15 protein-coding genes are annotated in these 14,459 nt (G+C 48.4%); 9 read left to right on the top strand and 6 right to left on the bottom strand.

Annotated elements, in window-relative coordinates:
• Window positions 1-156: 156 nt before the first annotated feature.
• Window positions 157-318 carry a hypothetical protein gene (locus CSQ88_RS23080; RefSeq protein WP_180273750.1) on the bottom strand — a complete coding sequence of 54 codons (162 nt, stop codon included), beginning with the start codon at window positions 316-318 and terminating at the stop codon, window positions 157-159.
• 549 nt (window positions 319-867) lie between these two features.
• Here CSQ88_RS23080 and CSQ88_RS20205 point away from each other — a divergent pair.
• The gene (locus tag CSQ88_RS20205) at window positions 868-2,304 is read left to right on the top strand and encodes a DUF1800 domain-containing protein (RefSeq protein WP_180273749.1); all 1,437 of its coding nucleotides are present in this window, start codon (window positions 868-870) and stop codon (window positions 2,302-2,304) included.
• 97 nt (window positions 2,305-2,401) lie between these two features.
• Entirely contained in the window at window positions 2,402-3,628 is a 1,227-nt protein-coding gene (locus tag CSQ88_RS20200; RefSeq protein ID WP_099399874.1) for a DUF1501 domain-containing protein, read from the top strand.
• Window positions 3,629-3,816: 188 nt separating this feature from the next.
• On the opposite strand, the gene nhaR is transcribed toward CSQ88_RS20200, so the two are convergent.
• Window positions 3,817-4,743, bottom strand: a complete 927-nt coding sequence (nhaR, locus tag CSQ88_RS20195) for a transcriptional activator NhaR (RefSeq protein WP_099399873.1) — start codon at window positions 4,741-4,743, stop codon at window positions 3,817-3,819.
• A 108-nt stretch (window positions 4,744-4,851) separates the two neighbouring features.
• Here nhaR and CSQ88_RS20190 point away from each other — a divergent pair, with 108 nt between their 5' ends.
• From CSQ88_RS20190 to CSQ88_RS20180, 3 genes are read left to right on the top strand one after another with little or no spacing between them, the layout of a single operon-like run.
• Window positions 4,852-5,190 carry an HPF/RaiA family ribosome-associated protein gene (locus tag CSQ88_RS20190; RefSeq protein ID WP_099399872.1) on the top strand — a complete coding sequence of 113 codons (339 nt, stop codon included), beginning with the start codon at window positions 4,852-4,854 and terminating at the stop codon, window positions 5,188-5,190.
• Window positions 5,191-5,240: 50 nt separating this feature from the next.
• A complete protein-coding gene (locus CSQ88_RS20185; protein WP_099399871.1) occupies window positions 5,241-5,681 on the top strand; it encodes a hypothetical protein in 441 nt (146 codons plus the stop codon).
• Window positions 5,682-5,716: 35 nt separating this feature from the next.
• Window positions 5,717-6,700 (top strand): TerC family protein, encoded by a 984-nt coding sequence (locus tag CSQ88_RS20180; RefSeq protein ID WP_099399870.1) that lies wholly within the window; start codon window positions 5,717-5,719, stop codon window positions 6,698-6,700.
• 479 nt (window positions 6,701-7,179) lie between these two features.
• On the opposite strand, the gene CSQ88_RS20175 is transcribed toward CSQ88_RS20180, so the two are convergent.
• Entirely contained in the window at window positions 7,180-7,800 is a 621-nt protein-coding gene (locus CSQ88_RS20175; protein ID WP_099399869.1) for a CGNR zinc finger domain-containing protein, read from the bottom strand.
• Window positions 7,801-8,103: 303 nt separating this feature from the next.
• Between CSQ88_RS20175 and CSQ88_RS20170 the strand changes: the two genes are divergently transcribed.
• From CSQ88_RS20170 to CSQ88_RS20155, 4 genes are all read left to right on the top strand, one after another.
• Window positions 8,104-8,964, top strand: a complete 861-nt coding sequence (locus CSQ88_RS20170; RefSeq protein ID WP_099399868.1) for an alpha/beta fold hydrolase — start codon at window positions 8,104-8,106, stop codon at window positions 8,962-8,964.
• 37 nt (window positions 8,965-9,001) lie between these two features.
• Complete coding sequence (locus CSQ88_RS20165) at window positions 9,002-9,979, top strand: zinc-binding dehydrogenase (RefSeq protein WP_099399867.1); 978 nt, start codon at window positions 9,002-9,004, stop codon at window positions 9,977-9,979.
• Window positions 9,980-10,052: 73 nt separating this feature from the next.
• Window positions 10,053-10,751 carry an alpha/beta hydrolase gene (locus tag CSQ88_RS20160; RefSeq protein WP_099399866.1) on the top strand — a complete coding sequence of 233 codons (699 nt, stop codon included), beginning with the start codon at window positions 10,053-10,055 and terminating at the stop codon, window positions 10,749-10,751.
• A gap of 50 nt (window positions 10,752-10,801) precedes the next feature.
• Window positions 10,802-11,551 (top strand): SDR family oxidoreductase, encoded by a 750-nt coding sequence (locus tag CSQ88_RS20155; RefSeq protein ID WP_099399865.1) that lies wholly within the window; start codon window positions 10,802-10,804, stop codon window positions 11,549-11,551.
• A gap of 51 nt (window positions 11,552-11,602) precedes the next feature.
• On the opposite strand, the gene CSQ88_RS20150 is transcribed toward CSQ88_RS20155, so the two are convergent.
• The 3 genes from CSQ88_RS20150 to CSQ88_RS20140 all read right to left on the bottom strand — a co-directional run bounded on the left by CSQ88_RS20150 (window position 11,603) and on the right by CSQ88_RS20140 (window position 13,601).
• Window positions 11,603-12,493 carry an SDR family oxidoreductase gene (locus tag CSQ88_RS20150; protein WP_099399864.1) on the bottom strand — a complete coding sequence of 297 codons (891 nt, stop codon included), beginning with the start codon at window positions 12,491-12,493 and terminating at the stop codon, window positions 11,603-11,605.
• A gap of 31 nt (window positions 12,494-12,524) precedes the next feature.
• Window positions 12,525-12,812 (bottom strand): putative quinol monooxygenase, encoded by a 288-nt coding sequence (locus CSQ88_RS20145; protein WP_099399863.1) that lies wholly within the window; start codon window positions 12,810-12,812, stop codon window positions 12,525-12,527.
• Window positions 12,813-13,016: 204 nt separating this feature from the next.
• Window positions 13,017-13,601, bottom strand: a complete 585-nt coding sequence (locus CSQ88_RS20140; RefSeq protein ID WP_099399862.1) for a TetR/AcrR family transcriptional regulator — start codon at window positions 13,599-13,601, stop codon at window positions 13,017-13,019.
• Window positions 13,602-14,459 lie beyond the last annotated feature (858 nt).

Genomic DNA, 14,459 nt, shown 5'->3' with positions numbered 1-14,459 from the left:
ATACCTGCTTCGCCAGTTAAATATTGCTGAACGACAGAGAGCTTGAATTGCGTTGAGTACTTGGACATAAAAACACCCCAAAAATATGGACGGGTGTCCAACTTTTGGGGTGCAGTTCATAAAGTGGGCTTTGATATTGATGTTATGGCTTAGTCTTTAAGAGCCAAACCAAATCACGCCTGGATAATTGGGATTAACGCCAACATTTCCAGTAAAGCCTTTAGATCTTAAGTATTCAATGACCTGCTCTGTTGTTGCGGGTGTTGATACAGTGACTTCGTATTCAGCTGACGGGCTTTCTATTGCGGTATCACTCATAAAAATCTCCTTGTCATGTCCTGCTCGTAAGGCTTTTCGGCTACGCCCCGTTTTTTAAAGTGGTATCTGGACTCCACTCCTTCATAAATTACTGACGTTAACTGTAGCTGATAGCATAGACCAATGGTGGTTATCTTGCCGATTTAACAACGCCAGACTTAATTATAGCGTCAGGGTAAAGTTAAATTGGCTCTGTGAGAGCGAAGCACCGCAGGATTTAAGTTTGTTCTGAACCCAGTTACTTCACATTCATACATGGGAAGCGAGTGAAGTGGCAATTACTGCCTTTTAATATCATTTGTGAATAATTTAATTTCAGAATAAATGCCTGGTTATGAAATTAGGTCTGAGGAACTTTCTTGTGGTGAAGTGAATTCATTTTTTTATTTAAAATAATTATTTTTTTGTACTGTAAGATTTATTTAGCCGCTGCAGCTGAACAAGCCGCTGATGCCAAATGCTGCTTTTGCATTTAAGCTGAATGGCTTAGGGCTGGCGATCTAGTGATTTACTCCGTGTATCCCCGCCATGCTTCGCAGGAGTTTGGCCATGTTTTTGCGCTGCTTTCTGTTTTTATGCATTTGTTTAAGCGCCCATGCGGTGGATGATCATCGCCCGCAGGCAGCGTTGTTTGCCCTGAACCGGCTTGGCTATGGGCCGGGTGTGGGCGATGTGGCGCGGGTGAGCCAGCAGGGGGTACGTGCATGGCTGCAAGCCCAGTTGCATCCTGCGTCGGTGGTGTTGCCAACCCCACTTGCTGAGCATTTTTCTGCGCTGGAAGCGCGGCAGCGTGAGGCTATTAACCGGCTGGATGAGCTGGCTGCCCTGGGGCAGGTGAGTGATAGAAATCGTGAGCAAAGGCAGATTTTGCGGCGGGAGATTTTCCGTGATATTGCCGAGGCCGATCTGGATGCCCGCCTGCAAAGGGCGGTGCTTAGCCCGCGCCAGCTTGAAGAGCTCTTGACCGAGTTCTGGTTTAATCATTTCAATGTTTACAGTGGCAAGGCCGAGGTGAGGGCGCTGGCGGGCGCTTACGAGCGCGAGGCCATCCGCCCGCATGTGCTGGGGCGCTTTCGCGATTTGCTTGGCGCAACGGCGCGGCACCCCGCCATGCTGTTTTATCTGGATAACTGGCAATCGGTGGCCAGCGGCTCACGCCGCAATCAAAGTGGCGGTTTAAACGAAAACTACGCCCGCGAACTGATGGAATTACACAGCTTTGGGGTGGATGGCGGCTACACTCAGCAGGATGTGACTGAGCTGGCGCGCATGTTCACCGGCTGGAGCTATGAGCGGCGCAATCTGGCCGCCGGGCCCGCAGCGGCTTTCCGTTTTGTGCAGCGCTGGCATGACAGCGGCGGCAAACGCTGGCTGGGGCAAAACATCAGCCAGCGCGGTGAGGCAGAAGGCGAATACGCGCTGGACGTACTGGCCAGCGCGCCCGCCACGGCCGCGCATATTAGCCTGCAACTGGCGCAGTTTTTTGTCAGCGATACGCCATCGCCCGCCTTAGTGCAGCGTATGGCGCAGCGCTTTAAAGCAAGTGACGGGGATATCCGCGCAGTGCTGGAAACGCTATTTGAGAGTGATGAATTCTGGCAAGCCGTGCCCCGTTTTAAAACGCCCTACCGCTATGTGATTTCTGCGCTGCGTTTGCAAGGTGTGGAGCAGCCACCGCTGCGCGCGGTGCAAGGTACTTTGCAGCAAATGGGGCAGGCTATTTACGCATGGCCCACTCCCGATGGCTATAAGGCAAGCGAAGCCGCTTGGCTAAACCCGCTGGCCATACAAAAGCGTGTTGATTTTGCCACGCAACTGGGCTTAGGCCGGCTTGCCAGTGGTAGTGCCAGCGCGGCAAGTGCTAGCCAGATGCAGGCGGAAATTGCGCCGCTGCTTGGGGCCAATACCCGGCAAATTCTGAATGATCAATCCACAGCCTTGCAGGCGGCATTGCTGCTGGGTAGTCCTGAATTTATGCGTTACTAGAATCTGTTGACGTGTATTGCGAATGCCTTGTGCCTGGCCATTTTTCGGCTGAGCGCAATGGTGAATGAAACGTCAACAGACCCAAAGGAGGGCTGTGATGAACCGTCGCGACTTTATTGCCATGCTGGGCGCTTCGGCAGCGCTCACCATTCCGCTGGGCCGCAATGTCTGGGCGGCCAGCACCGCCAGCAGCCAGCCTAATCGCAAACTGGTGGTGGTTTTGCTGCGTGGTGCGGTCGATGGCTTAAGCGTGCTGCCGCCGTGGAGTGATAAGGATTATTACCAAGAGCGTGGCCGCATCGCCATTGCCCGCCCCGGTGAAGAAGGCGGCGCGATTCGCCTGGATGCGCGCTTTGGCCTGCATCCGGCGCTGGCCGCGCTTTACCCCCTGTGGCAGGCCGGGCAATTGGCGTTTATTCCTGCCAGCGGCTCGCCCGATCCAACGCGCTCGCACTTTGACGCGCAGGATTATCTGGAAAGCGGCACACCCGGCAATAAAAGCACCGCCACGGGCTGGCTTAATCGCCTGCTGGCAAGCTTTCCCGCCCATGGCGCAGGCGATCGTGCATTGGCGCTGGGTGCAACCCAGCCGCGCATCCTGGCCGGCCCGCAGCAAATTGCCGTGCTGGGCAGCGGTAAATCGGCCAATCGGCAAAGTGCTTTTGACAGGCCAAAAATTGCGGCGGCTTTTGATGCGCTTTACTCGGGCAACGATGTACTGGCCCAGCAATACCGCCTGGCCCGCAGCAGCCGCGAACAGTTGCGCATGGCTTTGGAAACCGAAATGGACGAAGCCAGCCGGGGAGCGCCGCTGCCGGATAATTTTGTGGGCGACGCGCAAAGGCTGGGGCGGCTGATGCGCGGCAACGCCAGCCTGCAAATCGCTTTTGCTGATCTGGGCGGCTGGGATACGCATATTAATCAGGGCCATGCCGAGGGGATGCTTGCCAACCGGCTGGAACCCCTGGGCCAGGGCTTGGCCACGCTGGCCCGCGAGCTGGGGCAGGATTGGGATAATACCGTGGTGCTGGTCATGTCTGAATTTGGCCGCACCATCCGCGAAAACGGCAGCGGTGGCACCGATCACGGCCACGGCAATGTGCTGTGGCTGCTGGGTGGAAAAATCAACGGCGGCCGCATCCTGGGCCAATGGGCAGGTTTAAGCGAGCGCTATCAGGAGCGGGACGTGCCGGTATTTAACGACTACCGCCAGATCACCGCCCAGCTGCTCGGGGCGCATTTAGGGCTGCGCGACAATCAACTGGCCAGTGTGTTTCCAAGCATGCCTAAATTCACCAACCTAGGGCCGTTGTTGCGGGGATGATTTCATGCCTGAACGATGTGTTGTGAGCGCTCGGAAAAATGTGTGTGAAGGAGTAATATTTCAACAAAATGCTGGCGTGTTCGGCTTTAGTCCATTTCTACTCGCCGTTTATAAGCCTCATTCCCTGACAGAACACGTTTCTAATGCCGATTGCAATGCTTGGTTAAATGGGCATGAATCATTGTATTTCATCGTTTTACAATTTCATTTTTTAAATTGGCAAACAACTCGTGCCGTGCTTTTTCTGTTACCGCGATGACGGCAGGGTGGCGTAGTTTTCGCTGCACTGAGATGGCATAGAACTGCTCTTTTAGCTCGTTAATCACGCCGAAAACTTCTACATGATGTTCCCGGCAAATGCTGTCGGCGAGCGCGGTTGGTACCACAAAAAAACCTGTGCCAGCCTTGCCGAATGCTTTAAGTAAGGCGCCATCGTCAAATTCAGCCACGATGAGCGGCCGGATATGGGCACGCTCCAGCCATGCTTCAAGGCGTGGGCGGATCACTGCATCAGTACCTGGAAGCAAAAACGGCGCATTATGCAGTGCCATCGGAAAATCGCCCTGCCACTTTGTACACAATGCTGATGTGCCAAGCACACTGAGCGTGCTTTCGCCCAATAAATGATTAAATCCCCGAATATTGGCTTCTGGGGGTAAAGGGCGATCCGCAAGAACCAAATCCAATTTATGCGTTGCCAAATCGGCCAGCAGATTGAGCAGCTGGCCTTCACGACAAATCAATCGCAGGCGAAAATCCAGCTGCAATGCTGGTTGTAGCAGCTCAAACGCCACGGTTTTGGGCACCATATCACCAATGCCAACCCGGAATTCCTGAGCTACGCCTTGTGGGCCAAGCTCAATTGCCTCCTGCAGCTCTTCACCAAGGCTGAACATTTCATCCGCATAGCTTTGCACCAGCCGCCCCATATCCGTCAGGGCCAGCTGACGTCCTTCCCGGCGAAACAGCGGGGTGCCAATTTGATCTTCGAGTGCTTTGAGCTGACCACTAATTGCTTGAGGCGTCAAAAACAAGCGCTCGCTCGCGCGGATTACACCACCTGATTTACAAATAACCCAAAAATAATATAAGTGCTTGTAATTCAATGACTGCATGGTCGCTAATGTTCCAAAAAAGTGAATATAGAACCAAGAATATCCGATTTTTATATTTATGCACCAAGCCTTAATCTGTGGTTGCAGCTAACCCACTGGAGCGTAAACATGAAAATCGAGATCAAAAGCAAAAACATTGACCTGACTGAAAATCTACAACGCCACATTGCGCGGCAAATAGAATTTGGCCTCGGTCGCTTGAGCCGTCATATCCGCAAAGTCAGCGTTCGCCTGGCCGACATTAACGGGCCGCGGGGCGGGGTGGATCAGTACTGCCAGCTGATCATTAGCATGGATCAATTGCCGGACGTACTGATTGAAGATACAGCCAGTGACTTAACCTTTGCAGTGAATCGCGCAGCGGATCGTGCCAGCCGCACGGTCAGCCGCAAAATTCGCCAAAGCCGTCAATTCGCACCAATGGCACCCATGGATCAATTGGGCTAAACCGTCATTCCCTTGAGTAATACCTTTTTTGCAACCACCGGAGATCTGAAATGCGCCGCTATCCTTTAAATAGTCATAAAGCTGTATGCCGTTTACTGGCCCTCTCGCTTGTAGCTGATGGCGGTATTGATCAATCTGAATTTCAAGCAATACGCGATAGCAAAGTGCTTACCCAGTTGGGGATTAGTGAAAATACACTTCACGAGGTGATGCAAGGTCTTTGTGACGACTTGCTGCACTATGCTAATGGATTAAATCAGCTGGAGCTGAATGATGTGCTGATTGATCAGTTGCTCTCTGAAATTGACGAGCCACGCCTGCAAAGGACCGTTCTGCGTGCCATGCTTGGGGTAGTGGATGCCGATGGTTGGTATGCAGATGGTGAAGCTGTACTGATTGCACGGGCCATGGCCTGCTGGCAACACGACTGGTATTCATTACAACCGATTGCTAGAAATAAACTTGCAAAGCCGTCGGCTATTCGAAGTTGATCAGGCATCTGTCAGACAGGTAAGGAGTGAGATAAATGGACTTTCTAATGCTTATATGGCTGGGGCAGCCAGTCTGGTTATGGCTCTCTTTTATCGCTATTGTGCTGGCATTATTGTTTTTCGATCTGGGCGTACTGCACAAGAAAGATCATGAAATCGGCGTGGGTGAAAGCCTGAAACTATCCGCTTTTTATATCACCGCCGGCATCTTGTTTGGGGGCTGGGTGTGGTGGTATCTGGGGGCGGTGTCTGGCATGCAGTATTTCACCGGCTTTCTGATCGAAAAAAGCCTGTCGCTGGATAATGTCTTTGTCATCTCACTAATTTTTACTTACTTTGCTATTCCCCGTATTTATCAGCACCGCGTTTTATTCTGGGGCATTCTCGGTGTGATTGTGTTACGGGCGCTGATGATCGGCGTGGGGGCAACACTGGTCGCTGAATACTACTGGACGCTTTATATCTTTGCCGTATTCCTGATTTTTACGGGCCTGAAAATGTTGTTTACCAATGACCAAGCCAATGACATGAGCAAAAATCCGCTGCTGGGCTTTTTACGCCGCCATATGCGGGTAACGGATCAGTTGCACGGGCAGCAATTTTTTGTCAGGGCCCCGGCAGCAGACAGTGATAAAACCGTATTGTGGGCCACTCCGCTGTTCCTGGCGCTGTGTATGATCGAACTGGTTGACCTGGTGTTTGCGGTGGATAGTGTGCCTGCCATTTTTGCGATCACCACAGACCCTTTTATTGTTTACACCTCTAATATTTTTGCCATTTTAGGTTTGCGCGCGCTCTACTTTGCACTTGCAGCGGTGATTCACCGCTTCCACTACCTAAAATACGCGCTTGCGCTGGTACTGGTGTTTATTGGCTCGAAGATCTTTTTGGGGGATTTTGTTTTCGATGGCAAAGTGCCACCCGTATTCTCTTTGGCTGTGACTTTTGCGCTGCTGGCAGGGGGGATTTTGTTCTCATTATGGAAAACCCGCCAGACAGCGGTGATGAAACCCTACTAAACTGGGTGCGATGAGCTAGGCCATCAGTCTCGCTAGCGTAAACAACTTTACCCGGACTGCCCCAAGGCGGGCAGTCCGGTTGTTTTTACGGCGATTCATGTCACTTAGGCTCAGTTTGCCTGGCGAGTAAAGAGATCAAGCCGGTAGTGCGGTGTTTATATGAAAAACCCACGAAAAGTGTGATGTTAGATTCAATGGTTTCGAGTTCCCATTGTTCTGGCCTAGGGTCTGTTGACGTTTCATTCACTGCTGCGTTTGGCCCAGTTTTGGGGCTGAACAAGGAGAAAATTGCGACATGGTACGAGTACCATGAGCGATTTTTAACGCAGTTCCGCCCCCAAAATGGGCTAAACCCGAAGGGCTGAGCCGGAAAATGGCCATTCACTGCGTTATGCACCTCGACAATAAGCAGTTATTGCCTTCGCCCTCATGCCTTGTGCCTGGCCGTTTTCCGGCTCCGCGCAATTGTGAATGAAACGTCAACAGACCCTAGAAGTCTGCACTTTTTTTCTACTCCGAAACGCAGCAACTTTTGCACGGTTACCACAAATTAACGCACTGCAATACATGCGTTTGTGTGCCTTGCTGTGATCTTGAAACCAAAGCGTACAGCCTGGATTTGCACATTTTTTAATGAGCTTGAAATCGGCCTCTGCCAGTAAATCCACGATAGTTTCTGCGATGGATGCCAACACCTGCTCGACTTTTTCCCATCGTCGTATCTGAGTTTTACTGACCTTACCTTCGATCAATTGTACTTCTACCAAACGCGGATCTTCATGAAGTAAGTGATTGATGTTGCTCAGTAAAAGCGTTGATGACTCTGGTAAAGCTTGTGAGTACTTAATTTCCTCAAGAATAGCGCGAAACTCCTCACGAATAGCCCTTGCACGATGTGCAATTTGGTCGAGCTGGTTGAGCCCAAAACGTGTAGCAAGGTGTTCTGCCTCGCCTGCTGTAATTAATTGTGCATCCTGCAGCCAAACAAGCAATGAAGATCCATCTGGAATGAATTCAATAACATCATTTTGCGGTTTCGCAATGGAGTTAATGAAGTCAAGGGCAAGGTGATCAGCAAGAAACAGGGCTTTATTGTGCATTTACGATTTACTCAAAAATTGGATGGAAGTAGTCAATGCCAGCAATACCGCGAAGCGCCGTAGGTTTTGATTTTAACATGTCGAACAAATTGAAACCATTTAAATTGTGTTTGTATAGTTACTAAAAGGAGTGGCTTAGAGCTACATTCGGCAAAAACCACCAAGAGCACGGTTAGGTGCGACCCTTGTGTCTAGTAAAAGCAAATACAGCCAATGTAACCTGTAAAAAACATGTTTACATGTTACCCGTACTTTGGTAACCTTGGTTTATTCAAAACAAAGGTTACCAAAGGGCTTTAAAATATGAAATCTCATCTTCGTACAATCAATATCAATGATCACCGTGTCTTCTACCGCCAAGCCGGTTCACCCGATGCCCCTACAGTGCTGCTATTGCATGGGTTTCCAACTTCAAGCCATATGTTCCGTAACTTACTCCCAGTTCTAGCAGAGCATTACAATGTGATTGCACCTGACCTACCTGGATTTGGTTTTACCGAGTCACCGGAAGGCTTTATCTATTCCTTTGATAATCTATCCAACATTATTGAACAGTTCACAATTGAGCTTGGCTTAAAAAATTTTGCAATTTATTTTTTCGATTACGGCGCACCCGTCGGGTTACGCCTTGCAATGGCACAAGCTGAGCGAGTGACTGCTTTAATTAGTCAAAATGGCAATGCCTATGTGGAGGGTTTAAGTGCAGGGTGGAATCCAATTCAGCAGTATTGGGAAGATCCTAGCAGTACAAACCGCGATGCATTACGTGGCTTTCTAACACCAGAAACAACTCAATGGCAGTACACCCATGGTGTAGCCAATCCTGAGAGTATCGCACCTGAGAGTTATACCCTTGATGCTGCCTTACTTGCTCGAGCAGGGAATACAGAGATCCAACTAGATTTATTTGGTGACTATCAGTCGAACGTTGCTAAATACCCTGAATTTCAAGCTTACTTCCGGCAACACCAACCGCCAATGCTCGCCGTATGGGGGAGCAATGATCCGTTCTTCTTACCCGCTGGTGCGACTGCATTTATGCGCGATCTGCCAAAAGCTGAAATTCACTTTTATGAAACGGGTCATTTTGCTCTTGAAACACACGGGCAGGAAATTGCAGCAGATATCCACAATTTTTTAGCAACCCACATTCGTCGTGCTTAATTCAATTAGCTAATTCAATTCAGCAAGGAGTTTCAAAATGCGTGCAATAGTGATCAAACAATATGGTGGCCCAGAGGTTTTGGCGATCGAAGAACGTCCAAACCCAACGATACAAACAGGTCATGTTCTTATTGAAGTAAAGGCATTTGGTCTCAATCATGCCGAGATTTATTTCCGGAAAGGAGCATGGGGGGATGTTGCAGAGATTAGTGGTATTGAATGTGTTGGCATTGTTCAAGCCGACCCTAGCGGGAGTTTGGCGCCAGGGCAAAAAGTCATGGCACTGGTTGGCGGTTTGGGGAGGAACCTTAATGGTAGTTATGCAGAGTTGGTTTCTGTTCCGACTAGCAATGTGGTCGCGATAAATACCGATCTCGCTTGGGAGGACTTAGCTGCAATACCTGAGTCTTATGCAACAGCGTGGACGGCGTTGAATGGCATTCTTGATCTAACTATTGGACAAAAGATCATGATTCGCGGCGCAACCTCTGCACTAGGCCGTGCAGCAATCAATATTGCGGCACATTTAGGCGCTCATGTGATGGCAACTACACGCAACCCTGATCGCATCACTATGCTCAAAGCGCTTGGTGCCAAAGAAGTTTTTATTGAATCAAACACACTTGCAAGTGCGGTGCTAAAGCAGTATCCCAATGGCATTGATCGGGTGTTGGATATTGTTGGTAATACAACGGTGCTGGATTCTTTGGCCATGCTTCGCCGAGGTGGTCATGTTTGTGAGTTGGGCTTTCTTGGTGGTGGCGGGCCGCTGTCATTAGAGCCGGTATTTCAAATCCCTAGTGGCCGTTTTTTAAGTGTATTTGCTAGTGCCATCGTTACAGGCTCGGACGAGTTTCCCCTCGCTGAGATTCCATTCCAAGACATTGTTGATCGCGTTGCGACGGGTGTTTATCAAGCTAAGCCAGCCAATGTATTTGCCTTCGAAGATATTCAGGACGCTCATCGTTTAATGGAATCTGGCTCTGCTAATGGAAAAATTGTGATTTTGATTTAAATAAGCACATTCATTAACGCTAACTTAGTTCCCATTAATAAATATTCTATTTTAAAAAAGGATTGTAAATATTATGACCAGTAAATTAAACGCGAATGTAACAGTCATTGCGGTTCACGGTGCATGGGCAGACGGCTCAAGCTGGAACAAAGTAAGTACCCAATTAATCAGCGCCGGAGTAAAAGTAATTGCGGCACAAATTCCAATGACCTCATTTTCCGAGGATGTGTTAACCATTCAACAGCTGCTGCGCGCTCAAAGTGGCCCAGTTGTTCTGGCTGGACACTCCTACGGTGCGGCGGTGATTACAGCCGCAGGCGCTAATAATGCAAAAATTAAAGGACTTGTGTATATCGCAGGGATTGTTCCAGACCAAGGTGAGGCTGTGGGGCAAGTTTTTATGCGGGCAGCACCGCACCAAACCGCTCCTCAACTGAGCCCAGATGCGGAAGGACTGTTGTGGGTTACACAAAATGACTTCGCGAATGCGATTGCAACGGACGCCACGCCCGTTGAGCAAGCATTAATGGCGGCAACTCAAAAACCTATCGCGGCTATTTGTCTTGGAGAACCCCTCAAACAAGCTGCGTGGAAAGAATTGCCCTCATGGTTTTTGATTGCTGAAAATGATCGCATGGTTTCGCCTGAAACTCAGCGCTTTACGGCCTTGCGTGCAGGTTCCAAAGTGGTTTCATTGCCAGTTGACCACTGTCCTTTGATGAGTGCGCCAGAAAATGTGGCTGACATCATCCTTGAAGCCGCTTTCGCTTAAATAGTCACCCCTCAGTTTAAATTTTCGATGACCTTTTTGAGACCAAATTTATGTTAAGACTTAAAAATAAAGTAGCCCTTATCACCGGTGGAACAACAGGAATAGGATTTTCTACTGCCCAAGCTTTCATTGCGGCTGGTGCGAAAGTGGCGATTACTGGACAAAATCCAGAACGATTAAAGGCCGCCGTCGATGCCCTTGGAGCGGGCACGATTGGTATTCAAGCAGACCAAAGCAATATTGGAGATCTTGACGTACTTGCCAATCAGATCGCCGAAAATTTCGGGAAATTGGATGTTTTATTCGTAAATGCGGGTATCGTAAAAACTGCTGCACTCACTGAGATCACTCCTGAACATGTGAATGAACACTTAAGCGTGAATTTCACAGGTGTGCTGTTCACAATTCAGCGTTTATTACCTCTATTAAACAATCCATCAAGCATCATACTTACATCCACTGCATTCACTGAAATGGGGATGCCAGGTATGTCGGTTTATTCTGCGTCGAAAGCAGCAACAAGGTCCTTGGCACGAACTTTATCGGCAGAGCTTTTGCCGCGTGGAATCCGCGTTAATTGCGTTAGCCCTGGGCCGGTTGAAACGCCAATCTTTGGTAAATTGGGCTTAGCTCCGGAAATACTTCAGGCAATGGCAGGTCAAATCGTAGGCAAAGTACCAATGGCACGACTGGGTAAACCTGAAGAGATCGCCCGTGCAGTGCTATTTCTAGCGTCGGAGGATTCATCCTATGTGACGGGTCAGGATTTTGTTATTGACGGCGGGATGGCGGCGCTCTAAACATTGCATCGAGGCCGCGAGTGCGGCCTCGTAAATTAAAAATTGACGGTGTTAGATCATGCTATCCAGTTGTAAAATCTTCAGTAGGTCGTTTTGAATCGCTCCTGCGGATTCATTCAAACGATCGACGCCAAAATCCATTCCGGCGGGCATAACGACAGTGCGCAACGGTCGTTTGCTGGTTTGTTCGACCAATCTAACGATCGCATCAGGAACATCTTCAATTCGAGGCGCATTCGCAGAATCATACATTTGCTGGAAATTCGTTTTCATCGCCGTTGGGATTTGTCCAATTTCGCCATAAGCTTGAGTAATCATTTCATCTTTGGGGGCTGGACTAGCTCCTAATAAGCCGGTTCCAAATGGACCTGGCTCAACCACGATTGATTCGATTCCTAAACCAGATAACTCATAATGATACGCCTCAGCCAATGCTTCTAGCGCATATTTGCTGGCGTTATACATACCAAAGAAAGGAAATACAACTCGACCGGCAAGCGAAGAAACGCTAATAATCAATCCATCACCTTGCGCTCGCATCGTCGGTAACACCGCGCGGATGGCACGCGCAGGGCCAAAAGTATTTACTTCAAACTGGGCTTTCATTTCGGCAATGGAAAACGCCTCAGTAACGCCGATATTCATCACGCCAGCGTTATTGATTAGCACATCAATTCGCCCATGTAATTGCACAATGGAGTCCACTGCGGAGGTTACGGATGCATCATCTGTGACGTCGAGTTCAATGACGTCAATTTTATAATTATGTTGTTTCGCAAAATTCTCCAGTTCATTTTTACTTGCGGCATTACGGCCTGTGATATCGCGCATACTGGCAAAAACATGATGTCCTTTGCTTGCCAATGCTTTTGCGGTAATGAGACCGAAGCCACCGCTGGTGCCGGTGATAATTATGTTTTTAAATTGAGTGCTATTATTCATTTTGGTGTTTCCTATGATGTAAAAATTATAATTAATTTAAGGTATTTAATTTATGGATCGTAGCAACGGTGGTTAAATTTTGCTGTAGATAGTGCTGCGTATGCGCTTCTTTAAAGTGCTGCGCTAAGGCTTCCGAGCTTGCCCATTCTTCCCATAAAACAAAGGTGCCAACCTCATCTAGGTCTTCCAAGCACTCAAACTTAAAGCAATCCACTTCTGAGTGGCTTGCCAAAATCATTCGCTTTAATTCACCGCGAACGGTATCAAGGTCTTTCTCTGGATTGGCTTTAATAACTGCAGAAACAAATAGGTGGGGCATAAAATTCTCCGAGTTTAAAATCCTGAGGTCTTCAGGGTTAGGTAGCTACTTCAATTTGCTTGTTTCATGCAATCGTTTGTTCTGTACTTTTTAGTCCATAATGGTTTGAAAAATAGCCTTCTTAGTAACGCCGTAGTTAAACGATGTTGCTTTGAAGGTTATCTAGCTTAAATATGGACTTTTTAGTCCAAAATGGATAAAAATTTAATCAAGTAATGACAATACGGTACTAATGATTTGATTGATTCCTGCTCGATCTTGATCAATTTTCACATACACACACATCCCATGCGTAAAACTTAATAAAGCTTTAGCCAAGGCTTTGATATCTTTGTTTGTTGCAATTTCACCGTTAGTTTGACCACGCTGCAGCAGATTTAAAAAAACTTGTTCCATCGCTTCGGCTGAAGCTTTAATTTTGCACGCAACAATAGGATCTAAGCCTTTTACCGCAACGGCCGTATTGGTAATTAAACAGCCAACAAGCCCATCTTTAAATGGTGAATCATTTATCATTTGAGCTTCAAAAAAAGCTCGAAGCGCTGTTTTGACTGAGGGCGAACTATTTAGTAGTGCAACTCTAGCTTGGCCAACTTTTACAAAATAAAAATCAATCACATCTAAAAATAACGATTCTTTATCGATGAATTCATTATAAAAGCTGGACCGACTCAAGCCCATTACCCGTAACAACTCGGGTAGGGTCGCACCTTCATATCCTTTTGCCCAAAATAATTGCATGGCGTTATGGATAACAGTATCTCGGTCAAATTCTTTTGGTCTGCTCATGGACGTCACTATAAATTTAATGGAATTTAAAGTCCATAATTATTTACAACATGATTAGGCGGTTTAAGAATTTAGTGCTCCAGTCTGGAGGAGTACTGCTTACTATGGACAGTGCTGTCGCCGACGAATTATGATGGCTGCTGCTTAATATGGACACCAAAGGTTGAGACATAATCAGCCAGAACATGATAACGAAAATGTCTGTTTTGGCTGGACAAGACTTGCTTGATCCCAAAATATTGAAGGCCGCAACCAGATGGTTAGCGGCCTTTTAATTTTCTAGCCTGACATCGACACCACGGCCTTAGCGGCCCCCCATCCCCCTCTTGGTATCCGTTCAAGGGCATATACTTGCCACTTTTTTGTCAACAAAACCCAAGGACGATTTTCTGACCTAAGAATCGCTTTCTTGCCGCTCACTGCCGCCGATCACCACCGAGCCGTATGGTGCATTTTGGAGTATAGCGATCATTTAAGGGCTGAATTTGGTCGGCACGGCGACAGTCAGAGGCGATTAAAGCGCCGTTAGCGATTTAGCTCAATGACCAACCCGATATACGCGGCCGGTATGTACGCCCTCTATGCTACGTCGATAGGCCATTGCCACACTTGCCGCAGGCACGCCTTCGTAGCCGGGAAAGAACGGTCCAAACCGGTTCAGGGATTCGATCAGCACCGTCGGACTAACCGCATTGATGCGAAGGCCCCGACGAAAATCGCATGCCGCAGCCTGCGGTAATTGTCAAGATAGTTGAGATGTTTTTACGATTTAAGCGACCTGTAATTCCTCGCTTGTTTTAGGCTCAATAGCCCGGTCGGGGTTCAATTGCACTTCATCTTGCCAGCTCCAGTTCCGAG

This window comes from Iodobacter sp. BJB302, assembly GCF_002735645.1.
Classification (GTDB): domain Bacteria; phylum Pseudomonadota; class Gammaproteobacteria; order Burkholderiales; family Chitinibacteraceae; genus Iodobacter.
This window is presented reverse-complemented; position numbering and strand designations above follow the sequence as displayed.

Excerpts from the sequence above, each read along its gene's own strand:
- CSQ88_RS23080 (WP_180273750.1), bottom strand. The coding sequence starts at position 318 with ATGAGTGATACCGCAATAGAAAGCCCGTCAGCTGAATACGAAGTCACT.
- CSQ88_RS20205 (WP_180273749.1), top strand. The coding sequence starts at position 868 with ATGTTTTTGCGCTGCTTTCTGTTTTTATGCATTTGTTTAAGCGCCCAT.
- CSQ88_RS20200 (WP_099399874.1), top strand. The coding sequence starts at position 2,402 with ATGAACCGTCGCGACTTTATTGCCATGCTGGGCGCTTCGGCAGCGCTC.
- nhaR (WP_099399873.1), bottom strand. The coding sequence starts at position 4,743 with ATGCAGTCATTGAATTACAAGCACTTATATTATTTTTGGGTTATTTGT.
- CSQ88_RS20190 (WP_099399872.1), top strand. The coding sequence starts at position 4,852 with ATGAAAATCGAGATCAAAAGCAAAAACATTGACCTGACTGAAAATCTA.
- CSQ88_RS20185 (WP_099399871.1), top strand. The coding sequence starts at position 5,241 with ATGCGCCGCTATCCTTTAAATAGTCATAAAGCTGTATGCCGTTTACTG.
- CSQ88_RS20180 (WP_099399870.1), top strand. The coding sequence starts at position 5,717 with ATGGACTTTCTAATGCTTATATGGCTGGGGCAGCCAGTCTGGTTATGG.
- CSQ88_RS20175 (WP_099399869.1), bottom strand. The coding sequence starts at position 7,800 with ATGCACAATAAAGCCCTGTTTCTTGCTGATCACCTTGCCCTTGACTTC.
- CSQ88_RS20170 (WP_099399868.1), top strand. The coding sequence starts at position 8,104 with ATGAAATCTCATCTTCGTACAATCAATATCAATGATCACCGTGTCTTC.
- CSQ88_RS20165 (WP_099399867.1), top strand. The coding sequence starts at position 9,002 with ATGCGTGCAATAGTGATCAAACAATATGGTGGCCCAGAGGTTTTGGCG.
- CSQ88_RS20160 (WP_099399866.1), top strand. The coding sequence starts at position 10,053 with ATGACCAGTAAATTAAACGCGAATGTAACAGTCATTGCGGTTCACGGT.
- CSQ88_RS20155 (WP_099399865.1), top strand. The coding sequence starts at position 10,802 with ATGTTAAGACTTAAAAATAAAGTAGCCCTTATCACCGGTGGAACAACA.
- CSQ88_RS20150 (WP_099399864.1), bottom strand. The coding sequence starts at position 12,493 with ATGAATAATAGCACTCAATTTAAAAACATAATTATCACCGGCACCAGC.
- CSQ88_RS20145 (WP_099399863.1), bottom strand. The coding sequence starts at position 12,812 with ATGCCCCACCTATTTGTTTCTGCAGTTATTAAAGCCAATCCAGAGAAA.
- CSQ88_RS20140 (WP_099399862.1), bottom strand. The coding sequence starts at position 13,601 with ATGAGCAGACCAAAAGAATTTGACCGAGATACTGTTATCCATAACGCC.